General features: G+C 70.2%; 16 protein-coding genes. 2 read left to right on the top strand and 14 right to left on the bottom strand.

Annotated features, from left to right (window positions below; all coding sequences use genetic code 11):
* Positions 1-460: 460 nt before the first annotated feature.
* Complete coding sequence (locus M3195_RS11450; protein WP_251587565.1) at positions 461-1,780, top strand: CoA transferase; 1,320 nt, start codon at positions 461-463, stop codon at positions 1,778-1,780.
* On the opposite strand, the gene M3195_RS11445 is transcribed toward M3195_RS11450, so the two are convergent.
* From M3195_RS11445 to M3195_RS11430, 4 genes are all read right to left on the bottom strand, one after another.
* A complete protein-coding gene (locus M3195_RS11445; RefSeq protein WP_251587563.1) occupies positions 1,765-2,562 on the bottom strand; it encodes a DUF4184 family protein in 798 nt (265 codons plus the stop codon). The two genes, M3195_RS11450 and M3195_RS11445, sit on opposite strands and share 16 nt — an antisense overlap.
* 83 nt (positions 2,563-2,645) lie before the next feature.
* Positions 2,646-3,947 carry a tyrosine--tRNA ligase gene (gene tyrS / locus M3195_RS11440; protein ID WP_251587561.1) on the bottom strand — a complete coding sequence of 434 codons (1,302 nt, stop codon included), beginning with the start codon at positions 3,945-3,947 and terminating at the stop codon, positions 2,646-2,648.
* A gap of 47 nt (positions 3,948-3,994) precedes the next feature.
* Positions 3,995-4,816 carry a hypothetical protein gene (locus M3195_RS11435; RefSeq protein WP_251587560.1) on the bottom strand — a complete coding sequence of 274 codons (822 nt, stop codon included), beginning with the start codon at positions 4,814-4,816 and terminating at the stop codon, positions 3,995-3,997.
* Positions 4,813-5,457: a SatD family protein gene (locus M3195_RS11430; RefSeq protein ID WP_251587559.1), complete on the bottom strand. Its 645-nt coding sequence runs from the start codon at positions 5,455-5,457 to the stop codon at positions 4,813-4,815. The genes M3195_RS11435 and M3195_RS11430 overlap by 4 nt, the downstream gene beginning before the upstream one ends.
* A 59-nt stretch (positions 5,458-5,516) precedes the next feature.
* Here M3195_RS11430 and M3195_RS11425 point away from each other — a divergent pair, with 59 nt between their 5' ends.
* A complete protein-coding gene (locus tag M3195_RS11425) occupies positions 5,517-6,104 on the top strand; it encodes a DUF1349 domain-containing protein (RefSeq protein ID WP_251587558.1) in 588 nt (195 codons plus the stop codon).
* 25 nt (positions 6,105-6,129) lie between these two features.
* Here M3195_RS11425 and argH read toward each other — a convergent pair whose 3' ends face one another.
* The 10 genes from argH to pheS all read right to left on the bottom strand — a co-directional run bounded on the left by argH (position 6,130) and on the right by pheS (position 18,464).
* Positions 6,130-7,560, bottom strand: a complete 1,431-nt coding sequence (gene argH / locus M3195_RS11420; RefSeq protein WP_251587557.1) for an argininosuccinate lyase — start codon at positions 7,558-7,560, stop codon at positions 6,130-6,132.
* On the bottom strand, positions 7,560-8,489 hold the full coding sequence (gene argF, locus M3195_RS11415) for an ornithine carbamoyltransferase (RefSeq protein ID WP_251587556.1): 930 nt from the start codon (positions 8,487-8,489) through the stop codon (positions 7,560-7,562). Before argF ends, argH begins: the two co-directional genes overlap by 1 nt.
* Positions 8,486-9,697, bottom strand: a complete 1,212-nt coding sequence (locus M3195_RS11410; protein WP_251587555.1) for an acetylornithine transaminase — start codon at positions 9,695-9,697, stop codon at positions 8,486-8,488. Before M3195_RS11410 ends, argF begins: the two co-directional genes overlap by 4 nt.
* On the bottom strand, positions 9,694-10,611 hold the full coding sequence (argB, locus tag M3195_RS11405) for an acetylglutamate kinase (RefSeq protein ID WP_251587553.1): 918 nt from the start codon (positions 10,609-10,611) through the stop codon (positions 9,694-9,696). The genes M3195_RS11410 and argB overlap by 4 nt, the downstream gene beginning before the upstream one ends.
* Positions 10,608-11,765, bottom strand: coding sequence for a bifunctional glutamate N-acetyltransferase/amino-acid acetyltransferase ArgJ (gene argJ, locus M3195_RS11400; protein ID WP_251587551.1), 1,158 nt, complete (start codon positions 11,763-11,765; stop codon positions 10,608-10,610). The genes argB and argJ overlap by 4 nt, the downstream gene beginning before the upstream one ends.
* Positions 11,762-12,820 (bottom strand): N-acetyl-gamma-glutamyl-phosphate reductase, encoded by a 1,059-nt coding sequence (gene argC / locus M3195_RS11395; RefSeq protein ID WP_251587549.1) that lies wholly within the window; start codon positions 12,818-12,820, stop codon positions 11,762-11,764. Before argC ends, argJ begins: the two co-directional genes overlap by 4 nt.
* 236 nt (positions 12,821-13,056) lie before the next feature.
* On the bottom strand, positions 13,057-14,046 hold the full coding sequence (locus M3195_RS11390) for an NAD-dependent epimerase/dehydratase family protein (protein ID WP_251587547.1): 990 nt from the start codon (positions 14,044-14,046) through the stop codon (positions 13,057-13,059).
* A gap of 62 nt (positions 14,047-14,108) precedes the next feature.
* Complete coding sequence (locus tag M3195_RS11385; RefSeq protein ID WP_251587544.1) at positions 14,109-14,828, bottom strand: DUF402 domain-containing protein; 720 nt, start codon at positions 14,826-14,828, stop codon at positions 14,109-14,111.
* A 73-nt stretch (positions 14,829-14,901) separates the two neighbouring features.
* Positions 14,902-17,424: a phenylalanine--tRNA ligase subunit beta gene (gene pheT, locus M3195_RS11380; protein ID WP_251587543.1), complete on the bottom strand. Its 2,523-nt coding sequence runs from the start codon at positions 17,422-17,424 to the stop codon at positions 14,902-14,904.
* Complete coding sequence (pheS, locus tag M3195_RS11375; protein ID WP_251587541.1) at positions 17,424-18,464, bottom strand: phenylalanine--tRNA ligase subunit alpha; 1,041 nt, start codon at positions 18,462-18,464, stop codon at positions 17,424-17,426. Before pheS ends, pheT begins: the two co-directional genes overlap by 1 nt.
* Between the last annotated feature and the right edge of the window lie 27 nt (positions 18,465-18,491).

Here is an 18,491-nt window from a genome sequence, read left to right as displayed (position 1 = left end):
CCCACATGACGTGGAGTCGAGGTTATTTGGCATTTGACAAGTGCACGCTGTTGAGTTCTCAAGGATCGGACGCTCCCCCGACCCAACCATCACAGTCAGGCCCGAAGGGCAACTTCTCAATCTTACCCACCCTGTCTCGCTTGTCAAATCAGCGCGCCGCGCGGATCTCAGATCCGCTGCGCAGCGGACGACAGCCGCAGTCGGGGTGGATCTCCCATCCTAGACGCACGCGTCTGTTCTCACAAGTGAGAGAAGGTGGGAGGTGGTTCTCCGCTTGAGGGGGGTAAGGCCTTCGGCCTCTCCGCGTCCCTGTGGGGCGAACAAGTAATAAGTTACGCGGATTCCGGGGGTCTGGCAAATCGGCAAGGGCATCCCGGGCGTGTCGAGCGCCGCTCGATCACGGTTTCCGCAGACCAGAAGCGTAAACCGCGTCGATGGTCCGGAGTCGTACGATCGAGGTGTGCCCTCCACCTCTCCTGCAGACACCGCCTTCGCGCTGCTGGAACGGGTGTGGACAGGCCTCGGCCTTCGCCCCGTCGGTGCCGACGACCATCTCATGGCCGCTCGCGAGACGCCGCTCCCCTCGCGGCTCGCAACGGCGGAGCTCGCCTGGTGCAGCGTGCGCGCGGTCGGACTGCTCAGCGGCATCCGCACTCCCCCTGACGGCGACCGCATCGCCCTGTCCTACCGCAGCGACCGCGTGCTCACGATCGACGGCACGGCGCCGACGGTCTGGGCGCCGCTGTCCGGCTTCTGGCAGACAGCCGACGGCTGGGTCCGCACCCACGCGAACTACCCCCACCATGCGGCGGCCCTCCGGCGTGCTCTCTCCCTGCGCGACGAGTCGACGGCCCGAGATCTCGAGCGGGTCGTCAGGGACAGAGTCACCGACGACGTCATCGCCGCCGTCGACGACGCTGGTGGCTTGGCCGTGGGAGTCGTCCCCGAGCAGCCGGCCGTCGACCGCGCGCTGCGTCGCTCTCCCCTGCTCGAGCTCGAGCGCTCCTCGAACCGCTCCTCAGCCACCGGCCCGATCGGCTCGGGAGCTCGGCCGCTCGACGGCATCCGCGTGCTCGACCTGACCCGTGTCATCGCGGGTCCCGTCTGCACGAGAACACTCGCACTCCTCGGGGCGGACGTGCTGCGCGTGGACCCTCCGCACCTCCCTGAGCCGGGATGGCAGCACCTCGACACCGGGCACGGGAAGCGCTCCGTCCTGCTCGATGCCCGGACGGATCGATTCCGGGAGCTGCTCCACCACGCCGACGTGGTGGTTCTCGGCTACCGGCCCTCGTCTCTGGCCCGCCTCGGTGTCGCACCCGACGACCTTCTCGCGCGGCATCCGTCCCTCGTCGTCGCTGAGCTCAGCGCATGGGGGCGCGATCATCCGGAGCGGGCCGGTTTCGACAGCCTGGTGCAGGCGGAGTCCGGGATCGCCGTCGTCGAGTCGCCAGACGGGGTCCGACCCGGCGTGCTCCCCGCCCAGGCGCTGGATTACAGCGCCGGCTACCTGCTCGCGGCCGCCGTCATCGCCGCGCTGCGGCGTCGGGAGCGGGAAGGCGGCGGGTGGCACATCAGCACCTCCCTGCGCCGCGTCGCGGCAGAGCTGCTCGGGATGCCCCGGCAGGACGCGCCGCACCCGGTCCGCGCCTTCGATACCGCACCGCACGTCGCGACTTTCGACGTGGACGGTCTCCGGCTGACGACCGCGCGGCCGGCGCTCCCCGGTCTCGAGTTCGCAGCTCCCCGCCGATGGGGTCGCGATCAGCCGCGCTGGTGAGTGCGACGGAACAGCGGCAGCGAGAGACACAGCACCAGCGTGGCGGCGCCCCACAGCGCACACGCGGGCGGCAGCATCCGATACGCGAGGTGCTGCGCGGTGAAGTCTTCGGCGAAGGGGCCGTGGAGGGCGTAGCCGAGGATCAGTGCGACCGCAAGGACCACCGGGAGTGATGCCCACCAGGCGAGACGCATGCGTGCAGGCACGGACTGCACGACATCGTCACGCACCTCTGCGCGGTCGAGCCACAGGAGCATCCAGACGCCGATGCCGACCAGGCCGAGGATGCTCGACCCGTGCTGCAGCCACTTGTACCCCGTCAGCGGCCCCCACATCTCATCGAGGACAGGGAGCACATCGACGCCCCACCGTCCCTCGTGCGTGAAGAGGTCCCAGACGATGTGCGACAGCACCCCGAGCACGAGCGAGACGGCGAGAAGCACCGGGTAGACCGGACGCCGCGAGTCCCCGACCAGCGCACCTCGAACCGCGCTGACACCGGTCGTCGACCAGTCGGCCGGCAGACGCCGCGCGATCCAGAGCGGGGCGAGTTCGCCGACCGCCGGACGCAGGACCACACGCCAGACGAGGAACAGCATAAGGGCGACGACCGCGGTCCACACGACGTTCCCGAAGGTGTGGGTGAATCCGTAGTCGAGGCCGATGCCACGCAGGAACAGGGGCAGATCGGGGGTCATGGCGCCGATCGCGATCGCGCTGGGCACGAGCGGCGTCCTGATGAACGGCAGCGCCACCAGCGCGTGGCTCGGCGTGAACGGCATGGCTGTCTCCTGTCGGGCGACGAACGCGTGAAGCCTAACGGCGGCGACCTGGGAACACCCGGACCGCCGCCGTCAGGTCCGGCTCAGGAGAAGAACACGCCGGCGAGGGTCTTCTTGCCGCGACGCAGCACTGAGACTCCACCGGGGAGGGAACCCTGCACAGTCGCGCCCTCGTCCTCGACGCGAACCCCGTCGAGGGAGACGCCGCCCTGGGCGATCGCACGCCGTGCTTCGGAGAGGCTCGACACGAGACCCGTGGCGACGAGCGCCTCGACCACGGGAGTCCCGGAGCCGAGCGAAGCGTTGGGCAGCTCCTCGAGCGCGGTCCGCAGCGTCCCGGCATCCAACGTCGTCAGATCGCCCTGGCCGAACAGCGCTTCGGATGCCGCGATGACGGCCGCAGCCGCGTCGATGCCGTGCACGGTGGCGACCACCTCGAGCGCGAGACGCTTCTGCGCCGCGCGGCGGAAGGGCTCCGACTCGACGAGCGTCGCGTACTCCTCGATCTCGGCACGACTGAGGAACGTGAACACCTTGAGCCGGTCGACCACGTCGGCATCCGCAGTGCTCAGCCAGAACTGGTACATGCGGTACGGGCTGCACATCTCGGCGTCGAGCCAGATGGCGTTACCCTCGCTCTTGCCGAACTTCGTGCCGTCGCTGTTCGTGATCAACGGCGTGCCGATCGCGTGCACGGAGACGCCCTCGACGCGGTGGATGAGGTCGGTGCCGCTCGTGAGGTTGCCCCACTGGTCGGATCCGCCGGTCTGCAGCACGCAGTCGTACTGCCGGTAGAGCTCCAGGAAGTCCATGCCCTGCAGGATCTGGTAGCTGAACTCGGTGTAGCTGATGCCTGCGTCCGAGTTCAGGCGCGCGGCGACGGCATCCTTCTTGAGCATCGTGCCGACACGGTAGTGCTTGCCGATCTCGCGGAGGAAGTCGATCGCCGACAGCGGCGCCGTCCAGTCGAGGTTGTTGACGATGCGCGCGGCGTTGTCGCCCTCGAAGCTCAGGTAGCGTTCGACCTGTGCGCGCAGACGGTCGACCCACTCGCCGACCGTCTCGCGCGTGTTCAACGTGCGCTCGGCGGTGGGCCGCGGGTCGCCGATCAGGCCGGTCGAGCCGCCGACGAGGCCGAGGGGCTTGTGCCCGGCGAGCTGGATGCGGCGCAGGGTGAGCAGCTGCACGAGGTTGCCGAGGTGCAGACTGGGCGCCGTCGGGTCGAATCCGCAGTAATACGTGATCGGGTCCCCGGCGAGAAGGGCGCGCAGCGCCTCCTGATCGGTGGACACGTGGACGAGGCCGCGCCATACCAGTTCGTCCCACACGTTCTCGAACGTGGGATCGATCGCCGGCGTGGCGGTCGTCAGAGCGGAATCAGACACGCGCTCCAGGCTATCAGCGCGCCACGGTGTCGAACCTCGCCGCGCGGTCAGCTGTGCGCGGCCCACCACACGAGGAACGCGGCGCCGAGAGCGATCACCCAGCTGACGAGGCTGCCCACGAGGAAGTACTCCGCTCTAGCCCCCGTCTCGCCATCGCGGGATATCTCGGGGAATCGGACGATTCCCTTCGCGGCGAGCATGGCGGCGAGGATCGGGTACGCCGCCGCGAGGGTGAGGATCAGCACGAGAATCCGCTCGAGCGGGCCGATCAGACGCCCGCCCTTGAACCCGCTGCGCGGATCGACCCGCCCGGTGGGCCCGGTGAGATCGATGGGGTCCGCGGCGGCATCTGTCGTCACAGCGAGAGGCGGCGCGATCGCCGTGACTGTCGACTCGGACTCGCCTGCAGCGCTAGGCCGAGCGATGTCGACCGGACGCCAGGTGTGCTCGCCGTCGAGGGCCGCGCGCACGATGAGGTTCGCGGATTCGAGCAGGAACACGCCGGCCCCGACGCTCAGCACCGCGAGATCGAAGGGGACCTCGCCGAACGGCGACCGCAGCTCCCAGATCCCGCCGATCAGTCCGCTCTCCTGACGGGGACCGAGCCAGACCACGGCGCCGATCACGAGGATGCCGAGGAGCACCGCCGGCCAGAAGCCCAGCGGCGCACGACGCTCGGAGGGCATGCACCACACCCACAGCGCGCCGATCGCCAGCGCGGCGATCATCGGGAGCAGCGCATCGCTCACGCTGCCGAGGAGCAGCAGGATGATCGCGACGGTCAGATAGCCGATCCAGCGCCGCGGCGCGAACTGCCGCACGAGGTCGGCGGCTCCGACCGCGAGCAGGGCGAAACCGGCCACGATCATGTCATGCCTCCCCGGAGAGCGGCGACCCCGTCGAGGATCGCGGTGCTGCCGGCGTTGCGCAGGGACTTGGACACGCTCGGCTGCGTGATCCCCTCGTCGTCGGCGAGGTCGAGCTGGGAACGACCGATCAGACGCCCGTAGGTCAGGCGCCGTTCGCGTTCGGACATCGCGCCGACGAGCTCGTCGCGCACGAGCAGATACGCGTTCGAGGTGGCGATCGTGCTCTCCATCACCTCATCCTGCCCCGGGGCTCCGACAATCCACGTCCTCGAGCGGGGCACGGCGCGCCCCTCCTTCGCGTGCACGGTCTCGATCGCCTCTCGCGCGGCGTACCAGCCGGGACCGTCGGCGAGCTCGCCGTGCACCGATTCCACCGTGCTGACCGCTCCGATGCCGATCCCGAACCGGAACCCGATCCCGTCGGGCAGGCGCAGCTGGATCATGAGCAGCGAGACCAGGGCGTCTTCCAGGCGACGGTAGACGCCCTGTTGCTCGTCGCCTACCGTGGGCGTGAGCGGCTGACTCGCGAGCGGCATGTCCTGCTCGACGAAAGCGATCGTCTCATCCAGCACGCGCTGCGCTGCGGAGCGATCGTGGAGCTTGCGAGAGCCCACGATGTCCGCGACCACGGCGATGACCATGGGATAACCATATCACGCATAGTCTGGCTTTATGCCCTATTTGGCTATAAACTGCGGATATGCCTGATGCAACCGTCATCCCCTGGAGACAGGGCACCTGGACCACCGCTCCCGCCGCGATCGATTCCGCCGATAACCGTCTCGCCGTCACTGCCGTCGAGGGCAGCGACGCCTGGCGGCATACGGCCTACGGCTTCGTGCACGACACCGAGCACGCGCTGCTCGCACCGCTCGGCGTGGGCGATGCCGTCGAGGTGTCTTTCCGCGCACCCTGGACAGGCCAGTTCGACCAGGCCGGCGTCTTCGTCCGGGCCGACGATGAGCACTGGGTCAAAGCCGGCGTCGAATACGCCGACGGACACCTCGGCCTGGGCGCTGTCGTCACCGCCGTCCGCTCCGACTGGTCGGTGGGCCACGTCGACGACTGGCTCGACAGCGAGATCACCGTGCGCGTGAGCCGATGGGCGGATGCCGTGATCGTCCGGGCCCGCGCCGACGATCACCCGTGGCGACTCGTGCGGGTCGCGCCGTTCGACGGCGAGGCGACGGCCTCCGCCGGACCGTTCCTCGCCGCGCCGACGCGCGCTGGACTCACCGTCACGTTCACCCGCTGGACGCGGTCGGCCGCAGACGAGTCACTGCACTGACACGGGCCGTGTCCGTGTCAGTGCGTCAGAGTCCGAGGGCGTGCGCTGCGGCCTGAGCCCTCGCGACGAGTTCGGCCCGCTGCTCGGCGACCCGCACGGGGGCGGTACCCCCCGCGCCGGTGCGCGACGCGACCGACCCCTGGATCGTGAGCACCTCGCGGACCTCGGGCGAGAGATGCGGCGACACCGACTGCAGCAGCTCGTCGGAGGCGTCCTCCAGGCCGATCCCCCGCTCCTCGCAGGCGCGGACCAGCGCACCCGAGATCTCGTGAGCGTCGCGGAACGGCACCCGTCGCTTCACGAGCCACTCCGCGACGTCGGTCGCGAGCGAGAAGCCCTCCGGCGCCAGTGCGGCCATGCGCTCGGTGTCGAAACGGAGCGTCGCGATCATCCCCGCGAACGCGGGCAGCACGACCTCGAGCGTCTGCACCGAGTCGAAGACGGGCTCCTTGTCCTCCTGCAGATCGCGGTTGTAGGCGAGCGGCAGCCCCTTGAGGGTCGCCAGCAGGCCGGACAGGTTGCCGATCAGGCGGCCGGACTTGCCGCGCGCGAGCTCGGCGATGTCGGGGTTCTTCTTCTGGGGCATGATGCTCGACCCGGTCGACCAGCTGTCATGCAGGGTCACGAAGCCGAACTCGCGCGTGTTCCAGAGGATGATCTCTTCGCTGAGGCGCGACAGATCCACCCCCGTCATCGCGGTGATGAACGCGAACTCGGCGACCACGTCGCGCGCGGCGGTGCCGTCGAGCGAGTTCTCGGCCGGCCGGTCGAGCCCCAGCTCCCGCGCCACGAGAGCGGGATCCAGACCGAGCGTGGACCCGGCCAGCGCTCCCCCGCCGTAGGGCGAGACGCCCGCGCGCCGACGCCAGTCGACCAGCCGCTCGAGCTCGCGCACCAGCGGCCAACCGTGGGCCTGCAGGTGATGCGCGAGGAGAACGGGCTGCGCGTGCTGCAGGTGAGTGCGGCCGGGGAGGATCGCGTCGGGGTGGGCCTCCGCCTGGGACACGAGTGCGTCGATCACGCGCAGCAGGTCGCGGGCGATCACCCGCGCGTGGTCGATCAGGTACATCCGCACGAGCGTCGCGATCTGATCGTTCCTGCTGCGGCCGGCGCGCAGGCGCCCGCCGAGCTCCGGACCGAGCTCGGCGATCAGCGCCTGCTCCAGCGCGCCATGCACGTCCTCGTCGGAGGGAACGGGGCGGATGCTGCCGTCGGCGACCTTGCGCGCGACGGCATCCAGCCCCTCGTGCATCCTCGCGGCCTCATCGGCCTCCAGATACCCGGCTGCTTCGAGCGCCGTCGCGTGCGCGTGCGAACCCGCGATGTCGTAGGGCGCGAGGATCCAGTCGAAGTGCGTGGAGCGGCTGAGCTCGGCGAGCTCGGGCGACGGCCCGCTCGCGAAGCGGGCGCCCCACAGCGCGCCCTCGTTGGTCCCGTCGTTCTTGGAGGAGGTCATCACGCGTCCTTCTTGCCGAGCAGCCACACCAGCAGCGCCTTCTGGGCGTGCAGGCGGTTCTCCGCCTCGTCCCACACCACGCTCTGCGGACCGTCGATCACCTCGGAGTCGACCTCGTACCCGCGGTCGGCGGGGAGGCAGTGGATGAAGATCGCCTCGGAGTCGGCGAGCGTCATGGTCTCGGGCGTCACCTTGTAGCCGCCCAGGTCACGGATGCGGGCGAGCTTCTCCTCCTCCTTGCCCATCGAGACCCAGGTGTCGGTGACGACGACGTCGGCTCCGGTCGCGGCCTCGACCGGGTCGGTGAGGAGCGTGATCGAGCCGCCGGTCTCCGCCGCCCGGCGGTCGGCCGCTTCGACGACATCGGCGCGGGGAGCGTAATCGGCCGGCGAGGCGATGCGCACGTGCATGCCGGCCGTGACGCCGGCGAGCGCGTACGAGTGCGCCATGTTGCTCTGCCCGTCACCGAAGAACGTCAGGGTGAGGCCCTTCAGATCGCCCTTGTGCTCGCGGATCGTGAGCAGATCGGCGAGCAGCTGGCACGGGTGGAAATCGTCGGACAGCGCGTTGACGACCGGCACGCGGGTTCCCGCCGCCATCTCCTCGAGCCCCGCCTGCGCGTAGGTGCGCCACACGATCGCGGCGACCTGGCGCTCGAGCACACGGGCCGTGTCCGACGGTGTCTCCTTGCCGCCGAGCTGGCTGTTCGCCGTCGAGATGATGAGCGGCGATCCGCCGAGATCTGCGATGCCGACCGCGAACGAGACCCGGGTGCGGGTCGAGGACTTGTCGAAGATGACCGCCACCGTCTGCGGGCCCGCGAGGGCCTTGTTCGCCCAGCGATCCTTCTTCAGCTCGATCGCGAGGTCGAGGATCTCCGCCTGCTCCGCGGGGGTCAGATCGTCGTCCCGAAGGAGGTGGCGGGTCATGCGTGAGCCTTTCCGGAGTCGGTGAGGGATGCCGAGACGTCGGCGAGCGCGGCGGCGAACAGGTCGTGGAACTCGGCGAGCTCCGCATCCCCGATCGTCAGAGCGGGTGCGATGCGCACGGTCTCGGGGTTGGCCGCGTTGACGATGAGTCCGTGCGCCTGCGCGGCGCCCACCACGTCTCCGGCGACGGGAGCGCTGAGCTCGACGCCGATCAGCAGGCCGCGTCCGCGCACCCCCGCGACGAGGGGCGAGCCGAGACCCGTGATGATCTCGCGCAGCTCCTGCCCGCGACGGGCGGCGTTGTCGACGAGGCCCGCGCGCTCGATCTCCGCGAGCACCGCATCGGCCACGGCGGTTGCGAGCGGATTGCCGCCGAACGTCGAGCCATGCGATCCCGGCGTGAACAGCGAGCTCGCCGCACCATAGGTGACGAGTGCGCCGATCGGGAAGCCGCCGCCGATGCCCTTCGCGAGCGTGATGGCGTCGGGGGTGATGCCCTCGTGACTGAAACCGAACCAGGCTCCGGTGCGACCGGCGCCGGTCTGGATCTCATCGACGATGAGCAGGGCGCCGTGCGTCAGCGTCAGCGACCGCGCCGCCTGCAGATACCCGTCGGGCAGCTCCACGACGCCGGCCTCGCCCTGGATGGGTTCGACGATGACCGCGGCGACGCGGTCGTCCATGGCGGCTTCGAGAGCCTCGATCGTGGCCGGAATGTGCTCGACACCCCCGGGCATGGGTTCGAAAGGCGCACGCATTGAGGACTTCGCGGTGAGCGCGAGCGACCCCATGGTCCGGCCGTGGAAGCCGTTCTCCAGGGCGATGATGCGCGGCCTGGAGGCGCCGCCGTGCAGACGCGCGAGCTTGAAGGCCGCCTCGTTCGCCTCGGCGCCCGAGTTCGAGAAGAAGACGCGGCCGTCGATGCCCGCGCCGGCGAGGCGCTTGAGGCGCGCTGCGAGAGCGAGCTGCGGCGGCGTTGCGAAGTAGTTCGACACGTGGGCGAGGGTCGCCGCCTGCGTCGAGACAGCGTCGACGAACACCGGGTGCGCGTGGCCGAGCGAGGTCACGGCGATGCCGGCGAGGAAGTCGAGGTGACGGGTTCCGTCCGCGTCCCAGAGGTACGATCCCTCGCCGCGCGTCAGCAGGGCGAGACGGCGTCCCGCGTTGAGGACCAGATCGTTCTCGGCATCATCCTGCCAGGTGCTCATGCTGTCGTCCCCGCGCTTCCCTTGACCACTTCTGTTCCGATCCCCTTGCTGGTGAAGAGTTCGACGAGCACCGAATGCGGCACCCGTCCGTCGATGATCGCCGCGGCGTCGACGCCGCCCTCGACCGCATCCAGGCACGCGCGCATCTTCGGGATCATCCCCGACTCCAGAGAAGGCAGCATCTCGACGAGCGCCTCCGAGGTCAGATGCGACACGAGGGAGTCGCGGTTGGGCCAGTCGGCGTAGAGTCCGGGCACGTCGGTGAGGATGACGAGCTTGCGTGCCTTCAGCGCCACGGCGAGCGCGGCCGCCGCGGCATCGGCGTTCACGTTGAGCGATTGACCCGGGTGGTCGAGGTCCGGCGCGATGCTCGACACCACGGGGACCCGTCCGGCGGCGAGGTGGTCGAGCACCGGGGTGGGATCGACCTGTACGACGTCGCCGACTCGACCGAGGTCGATCTCCTCTCCGTCGATGACGACCCCGCGGCGGCGGCCTCCGAAGAGACCGGCGTCCTCCCCGCTGAGGCCGGTCGCGATCGGACCGTGCGAGTTGATCTTCGACACGAGCTGCGGGTTCACCTGTCCGGTGAGCACCATGCGCACGACACTGATGGCCTCCGTGTTCGTGACGCGGTAGCCGCCCTTGAACTCGCTGGGGATCTCGAGGCGCTCGAGCATGTTCGAGATCTGCGGCCCGCCGCCGTGCACGACGACCGGCAGCACGCCGACGTAGCGCAGATACGCGATGTCCTGCGCGAAAGCCTCCTGCAGCTCGTCCGAGACCATCGCGTTGCCGCCGTACTTGACGACGACGATCTGGTCGCGGAACTTCTTCAGCCACGGCAGGGATTCGATGAGCGTCGACGCCTTCACGGCGGCGACGTCCGGCGTGGTGTCCTGGATGTCGGTCATGAGGCGTAGGCGCTGTTCTCGTGCACGTAGTCGTGGGTGAGGTCGTTGGTGAGGATCGTCGCCGTCTCGTCGCCGACCTTGAGGTCGATGACGAGGTGCGTGGCCCGCGGGGTCAGGTCGACCTCCTCGCGCGGACGGTCGGGGCCGCCCTCGCTGCACACACGGACGCCGTTCATCCACACGTCCACGTCGTACGGGTCGAACTGCGCGTTCGTCGTGCCGATCGCCGCGAGCACTCGGCCCCAGTTGGGGTCGTTGCCGAAGATCGCGGCCTTGAAGAGGTTGTTGCGGGCGACGGAACGGCCGACCTCGACGGCATCCGACTCCGAGGCGGCATGCTGCACCTCGATCGTGATGTCGTGGCTCGCCCCCTCGGCGTCGCCCTGCAGCTTCACGGCGAGCTCCTGACAGAGCTCGCGGAGCGCGGCGCCGAAGTCGTCGAGAGCGGGCGCGATACCCGAGGCCCCGTTGGCGAGGAGCGTCACCTGATCGTTGGTCGACATGCACCCGTCCGAGTCGAGGCGATCGAACGTGCGACCGGTCGCAGCCCGCAGCGCGGCGTCGGCCTCGAGGGGCTCGAGCACGGCATCCGTCGTGATGACGACGAGCATCGTCGCGAGCCCGGGCGCGAGCATGCCCGCGCCCTTGGCCATGCCGCCGATCGTCCATCCGTCGCGGCTCACGACCGCGGTCTTCGACACGCTGTCGGTGGTCATGATGGCCTCGGCCGCGAGCTCTCCGCCGTCCGCTGAGAGCTCCCCGATGGCCTGCTCCGTACCAGCGAGCACCTTGCCCCGGAACACCTCGTCACCCACGCCGATGAGGCCGGTCGAGCAGATGAGCACGTCGCCCGCGCTGACGCCCAGCAGCTCGGCGGCCTTCTCGGCGGTCTGATGCGTGGTCTGGAATCCGAAGCTTCCGGTGAAGCAGTTCGCGCCGCCGGAGTTGAGCACCACGGCCTCGACCACCCGATCGGCGACCGCCTGCTGCGACCAGATGATGGGGTTGGCCTTCGCCCGGTTGCTGGTGAACACAGCGGCGCCCACCTTGCGGGGCCCGCGGTTGACGACGACGGCGACATCCGGCTTGCCGGTCGACTTGAGTCCGGCGGCGACTCCGGCCGCCTCGAATCCTGCGGGGGCGGTGACGCTCACGGCGCGACTCCGTTCACTGAGAGGGCGCGGGACTCGGGGAGCCCCAGCGCGAGGTTCATGGATTGCACGGCGGCGCCGGCGGTGCCCTTGACGAGATTGTCGACGGCCGTCACGACGGTCACGCGGTTCGCGGCCCGGTCGATCGCGAGTCCCATGAGCGCGGTGTTCGCGCCGAGGACGTCGGCGGTGCGGGGGAACTCCCCGGCGGGCAGCAGCTGCACGAAGGTCTCGTCGCCGTACGCGGACTCCCAGGCTGCGCGGATCTCGGCGTCGGTGACGCCCTCGACGATCGGCGCCGTCGATGTCGCGAGGATGCCGCGCGCCATCGGCACGAGCACGGGCGTGAACGAGATGCGGATGCCGGAGTCGGTGGCCTCGCGACCGGATGCCGCGGCGAGCGCCTGCCGGATCTCGGGGATGTGCCGGTGCGTGCCCCCTACGGCATACGGGTTGGCGGAGCCGAGGATCTCGCTCGCGAGCAGATTGGTCTTGAGGCTCTTGCCCGCGCCGGAGGGACCGACCGCGAGCACGGACACGATGTCGCCGGGGTCGATGACACCGGCGGCGACGCCCGGTGCGAGGCTCAGACTCACGGTCGAGGCGTTGCAGCCGGGCGCCGCGATCCTCGTCGCGCCCCGCAGATTCTCGCGCTGCTTGACTCCTCCGACCAGCAGCTCGGGCACGCCGTAGGTCCAGGCGTCGTGGAAGGCTCCGCCGTAGAACGCGTCCCAGGCGCCCTGCGCCGTGAGCCGGTGGTCCGCGCCGGCGTCGATGACGAGCGGCGTGTCTCCGAGCGCGTCGGTGTACTGGCCCGACTGTCCGTGCGGCAGCGCGAGGAAGACGATGTCGTGCCCGGCGAGGACCTCGGGGGTCGTGTCCTGCAGAGTCAGGTGCGCGAGGGAGCGCAGGTGGGGCTGGTGCTGGACGAGCGGCTGCCCGGCGTTCGAGTGCGCCGTGACGGTGCGGATCTCGATGTCGGGATGAGCGGCCAGGAGGCGCAGGATCTCGCCGCCCGCGTAGCCGGATGCGCCGGAGACGGCGACGGAATACGTCATTCTTCTACCTTAACGGTCGGACCCCTCGAGGAATCGGGGGTGGTGTCGGAGGCCGGGGCGGCGACACCGTTACTCGACCGCCGGGCAGGCAGGAGCGCGGGGTCGCCTAGAGTCGGCGGCCGCCGCGGCGTCGGCGCACAGCGATGACGCTCGGAGCGAGCGTCAGGGTGGCGATGGCGGCCGAAGGCATGCCGCGACGATAGCGTGGCCGCCGCGGCACGCGCAAATCGGCGTGGTCAGATGACGTCGCGCCGCCCGTGTGGGCCGAGGAGGCGCAGCAGGGCGAGTTCGTCGTCGCGGGTGAGTCCGGCGCGCCGCGGGCGATCGACGCCCCGTTCGTCCTCGTCGGCGATCACGCTCGCCACGGTGTCGGCGAGAGGTCGGAGCTCGCCGCCCGCCTCGCGATAGCGATCGTTCGAGCGACACATGAAGCCCGGCATGTCGGCGGGGAGCCAGAGCGGGAGCGACCGCTCGCCCATCCAGTAGTCGACGCCGTGGGCCACCAGCCAGTCGTCGTCGGCCTCCACCACCTCCCCGTCGTGCCGCGCACGGGCGCGGAACAGCGACAGCACATCGGCGAACGGATGCCGGTCTCCGATGGCGTTCACGACGCCCGTGGCCGTGGTCGTCACGACGAACTGCGCGAGATCGTCGGCGTCGATGACCTGCACCTCCCGGCCGCTCGTGACCGGGACGAGCACGGACTCGTCGTGTGCCCGGAGGAACGCGGCGGCCCAATAGCCGAACCGATCGCTCGGATCGCCGTCGCCGACGATGAGCCCCGGCCGGACGATCAGCGTTCGGTCGTCCCTCAGCTCGCGAACGGTGTTTTCAGCGGCGACCTTCTGAGCACCGTAATCGTCGTCGCGGGACGCGGCTGCAGCGACGAGGGGCGCGGTCTCGTCGGCGTCGATCGTCATGTCGTCGGCGTAGACCGACATCGACGAGACATACGTCCAGCGACTCGCCCGCTCCCAGAGCGCGTCGACGGCCCCGCGCACGTGTTCGGCTCGCGACGAGATGTCGACGACGTGATCCCAGTCGGTGCGCGAGACGACGTCGTACGCGCCCGGATCGTCCCGGTTGCCGATCGCGAGCGTCGCTCCGTCGGGCGCCGGGCGCTCGCCTCGCGCGAGACAGGTCACCGCCGCACCCGACAGCAGCCAGCGTTGCGCGATGCGCCCCGACAACCATCCCGTCCCGCCGAGGATCAGTACATCCGTCATGCACTCATGTCATCAGCATCCTCGCCGCGACGGAAGAGGCATCCGCTGTCAGCGGAGGCTCGTCAGGGCACGCGCAAGTCCTCGAGCCCGTCGAGAACCGGCACGGTCCAGGCGGAGTCGGGGCGCCAGGCGATCCACTCCGGGTCGAACGGCCAGTCTCCGGCGGTGAACGAGGCGATGGCCGCCGCCGCGTGCGCCTCGATCTCGGCGGCCTGGTCGGCGTCCAGGCGGCCCTGTTCGACGGCGGCTACGAGCTCGTCCTCGTCCTCCATGACGATCTGTCCGTCCCGCCCGATCTCGACGTCGAGCACATGGTCCGAGGTGAACGTCTCGCGGTCGGTGCGCAGGTGCGCGTTCTCGAGGTTCACGTACCACTCGGCGAGGGTCCAGTCGTCGCCGCGGACACCGCTCCAGAACAACCACACCGACCAGGGCTTACCGGCCGGGGCGATCCGCAGGATGCCGTTGCCCACCCACTCCTCGACGATGCGCCGACGCGGTTCGAGCCAGCGCCGCTCGAGCGGAACCGAGCGCACACGCTGCCCGTCGGCCGCGCCCTGCCCCTCCTGCTCCGTCCCCGGCGCGAGCCAGGCGACGAGCCCGCGCTCGTCGTCTCGCACGACCCGCATCGGCGTGATCGTCGACGGCTCGCCGCGCAGCCACCCGGGCTTGCGGTAGTGCCAGTCGATCTGATCCCCGGGCGCGAGAAACGGCGGCTCACCGAGCGCTCGCGTACCGTGCGGTACCGACGGCGGCGTGGGGTGCGGGTTCACTGTCGTCATCTCGCCACGATAACGGTGAGCGGGCTCGAACACGTGCCGCATCCGCTGTCGGGATACGGCACGTGGCTCGGGTTCAGTCCCGGATCGAAGCTCCGAAGCGCTCGGTGGCGACGGCGACACCCGCGAGCTTGGCCTCGGTCGCCTCCGCGGCCGTGAGCGTGCGATCGTCGGCGCGGAAACGCAACGCGAACGTGAGGCTCTTGGCACCGTCCGGCAGCCCGTCGCCGCGGTAGTCGTCGACGAGACGCACGGACTCGAGCAGCTCGCCCGCGCCCACGACGAGGGCTGCGCGAACATCACCCGCCGGCACCTCGGCGGGCACGACGAGCGAGACGTCTTGCGTCGCCGCAGGGAACGTCGACAGCGAAGGCGCGACGGACTTCGCGCCGGCGAGCGACAGGATGCCGTCGAGGTCGAGCTCGACCACGGTCGCGCGGCCGGGCAGGTCCGCGGCGGAGGCGACGTCGGGGTGGAGCTCGCCCACGTACCCGACCTCGGCGCCGTCGACCGTGAGCAGGCCCGTGCGTCCCGGGTGCAGCGCCGCGCGCTGCGACTGGGCGACGTCGATCGTGACGCCGGCCGCTTCGCCGATGACGCGCACGGCATCCAGCGCTTCCGAAAGGCCGGAGGGCTCTGCTGCGCGGCCCGGCTGGCGCGCCGCCGTATTGCCGGTGAGCAGCACGGCGACATGGCGGCGCTGCGGCGGGATCGACGCGTTCAGTTGCGCGAGGGTCTCGTCCGAGGGACGCTCACCCAGCGGCGGCACCTCGTCGGTGCCGTACGTGACGCCGGGCTCGGGAAGGAAGACGACACCGGTCTCGAACAGCGCGAGATCGGTCAGGCCGCGCGAGATGTTGCGGTGCGCGGTCTGCAGCAGCCCGGGGACGAGCGAGCGACGCAGGTACGGCGCCGACCCGTCGAGCGGATTCGCCAGCCGGATGCTGGGCAGGTGCTCACCCGATGCCGACCCGTGCAGATCGTTCTGCGCCTCCGTCGTGAACGGGAACGACGGCGTCTCGACGAGACCCGCCGCGGCGAGAGCGTTCGCGACGCGACGACGCCCCTGCTGGTGGGCGGTCAGACCCCGCCCGGACGGCGGGGTGGGCAGCACGGACGGGATGCGGTCGAGCCCGTGGATGCGCGCGACCTCCTCGGCCAGCGACCACTTGTCGGTGATGTCGGGACGCCAGGTCGGCGGGATGACGGTCCAGCCGGCTTCTTCCGCGCTCTCGCCCGTCACGGGAGCGACCTCGGCTCCGATCATCGTCAGAGCGTCCGTGATCTCGGCATCCGTGTAATCCACGCCGATGAGCCCCTGCACGAAGCCGGCGGGGAGCTCGATCTCGGCGACGAAGATCTCGGCGAAGAGCGCGCCGCCCTCGTCCGTCAGCGTTCCTCCGGCCAGCTCGACCATGAGGTCGGCGGCGCGACGGGCCGCGACGAACGGCACGAGCGGGTCGACACCGCGCTCGAAGCGCTTGGACGCCTCGCTCGGCAGCTTGTGCCGGCGGGCCGTGCGGGCGATCGTGACGGGATCGAAGGTCGCCGCCTCGATCAGCACGTTCGCGGTCGTCTCGCTCATCTCGGTGGTGCCGCCTCCCATCACCCCGGCGAGGCCGATCGGGCCGGAGTCGTCGGTGATGAGCAGGTCCTCGACGTGGAGCTTCCGCTCCTGACCGTCGAGGGTCGTCATCTTCTCGCCGGGCGTCGCGCGGCGGACGGTGATGCCGCCCTGGAGCTTGTCGAGGTCGTAGCCGTGCAGGGGCTGGCCGAGCTCGAGCATCACGTAATTGGTGATGTCGATCAGCACGCCGAGCGACCGCATGCCGGCGAGCGACAGGCGCGCGATCATCCACGGGGGCGTAGGACGCGAGGGGTCGACCCCGCGCACGACGCGAGTGACGAACTCGCTCGCCCCGACCCGGCCCCGGATGGGAGCGGAGTCGTCGACGATGGCGGTGTGGCCGGTTCCCGGCTGCAGCTCGGCGAAGTCCCGCTCGGCGGGGTCGCGGAACTCCGCGCCCGTCGCGTGCGAGTACTCGCGGGCGATGCCGCGCACCGAGAACGCGTAGCCGCGGTCGGGCGTGACGTTCACGTCCACCGCGACGTCGTCGAGGCCGAGCAGCGCGATCGCGTCGGCGCCGACGGGGGCGTCGATGCCGAGATCCGACAGCACGAGGATGCCGTTGTGCTCGTCGCCAAGGCCGAGTTCGCGCGCCGAGGCGATCATGCCGTCGGACACATGCCCGTAGGTCTTGCGCGCCGCGATGGGGAACGGCCCTGGCAGCACGGCTCCGGGAAGCGTCACCACGACCTTATCGCCGACGACGAAGTTGTGCGCGCCGCAGACGATGCCGCGGACGCCGCCGTTCTCCTCGCCGACGTCGACCTGGCACCAGTTGATCGTCTTGCCGTTCGACTGGGGTTCCGGCTCGAGCGACAGCACCTGGCCGACGACGATCGGACCCTCCAGGTCGAAGCGGTGGACGTCCTCCTCCTCGAACCCGACGGAGACCATCGCCGCGAGGACGTCCTCAGGCGTCGCATCGGCTGCGACATCGACGTATTCACGCAGCCACGAGAGCGGGACGCGCATCACACCACCATCCCGTACTGCTCGCTGAAACGGACATCGCCCTCGGCCATGTCGCGCATGTCCTGCACGTCGCTGCGGAACATGAGTGCCCGCTCGACGCCCATTCCGAACGCGAAGCCGCTGTACACGTCGGGGTCGATCCCCGCCGCGCGCAGCACGTTCGGGTTCACCATGCCGCATCCGCCCCACTCGATCCAGCGCGCGCCGCCCTTGAAGGTCGGGTGCCACAGGTCGAGCTCCGCCGAAGGCTCGGTGAACGGGAAGAAGTTCGTGCGGAAGCGGGTCTTCGCCTCCGGGCCGAAGAGTTGGCGCGCGACGTGGTCGAGCGTGCCCTTCAGGTGGGCCATCGAGATGCCCTTGTCGATCACGAGGCCCTCGAACTGCGTGAACACCGGCAGGTGCGTCGCGTCGAACTCGTCGGTCCGGTAGACGCGGCCGGGGCAGAGCACGTAGATCGGAACGTCGCGGTCGAGCATCGAGCGCACCTGCACCGGACTCGTGTGCGTGCGCATGACGAGGTGACGCGAAGTGGGGTCGACGTAGAACGTGTCCTGCTCCTGGCGTGCGGGGTGATCGACGTCGAAGTTCAGCGCGTCGAAGTTGAACCATTCGTGCTCGAGCTCCGGGCCCTCGGCGATCTCCCACCCCATGCCGACGAAGATGTCGGAGATCTGCTCGCTGAGCAGGGTGAGCGGGTGCCGGGCGCCGACGCGCGACCGCGAAGAGACCGCGGTGATGTCGACGCGCTCGGACTCCAGCCGGGCCGCGACCTCGGCGGCGGCCAGCTCCGACTCCTTGGCGGCGAGGGCCTGGGTCACGCGGCCGCGTCCCTGCCCCACGAGCTTGCCGAACGCCGCCTTGTTCTCGGGGGCGACCTGACGCATCGAGGCGTTGAGCACCGCGAGCGGCGACCCCTCCGCGACGTGCGCCGCTCGGGCGGCTTTCAGCTCGGCGGTGTCGCCTGCCGCGGCGATGGCATCGAGCGCCGCCGCGACAGCGGCTTCGACCGCCTCCGGGGTGATTTCGAGAGACTCAGACACGAGAGTCGAGTCTACCGGCGGGCGGCG

The organism is Microbacterium hydrocarbonoxydans, from assembly GCF_023715885.1.
GTDB classification, from domain to species: Bacteria; Actinomycetota; Actinomycetes; order Actinomycetales; family Microbacteriaceae; genus Microbacterium; species Microbacterium hydrocarbonoxydans_C.
This window is presented reverse-complemented; position numbering and strand designations above follow the sequence as displayed.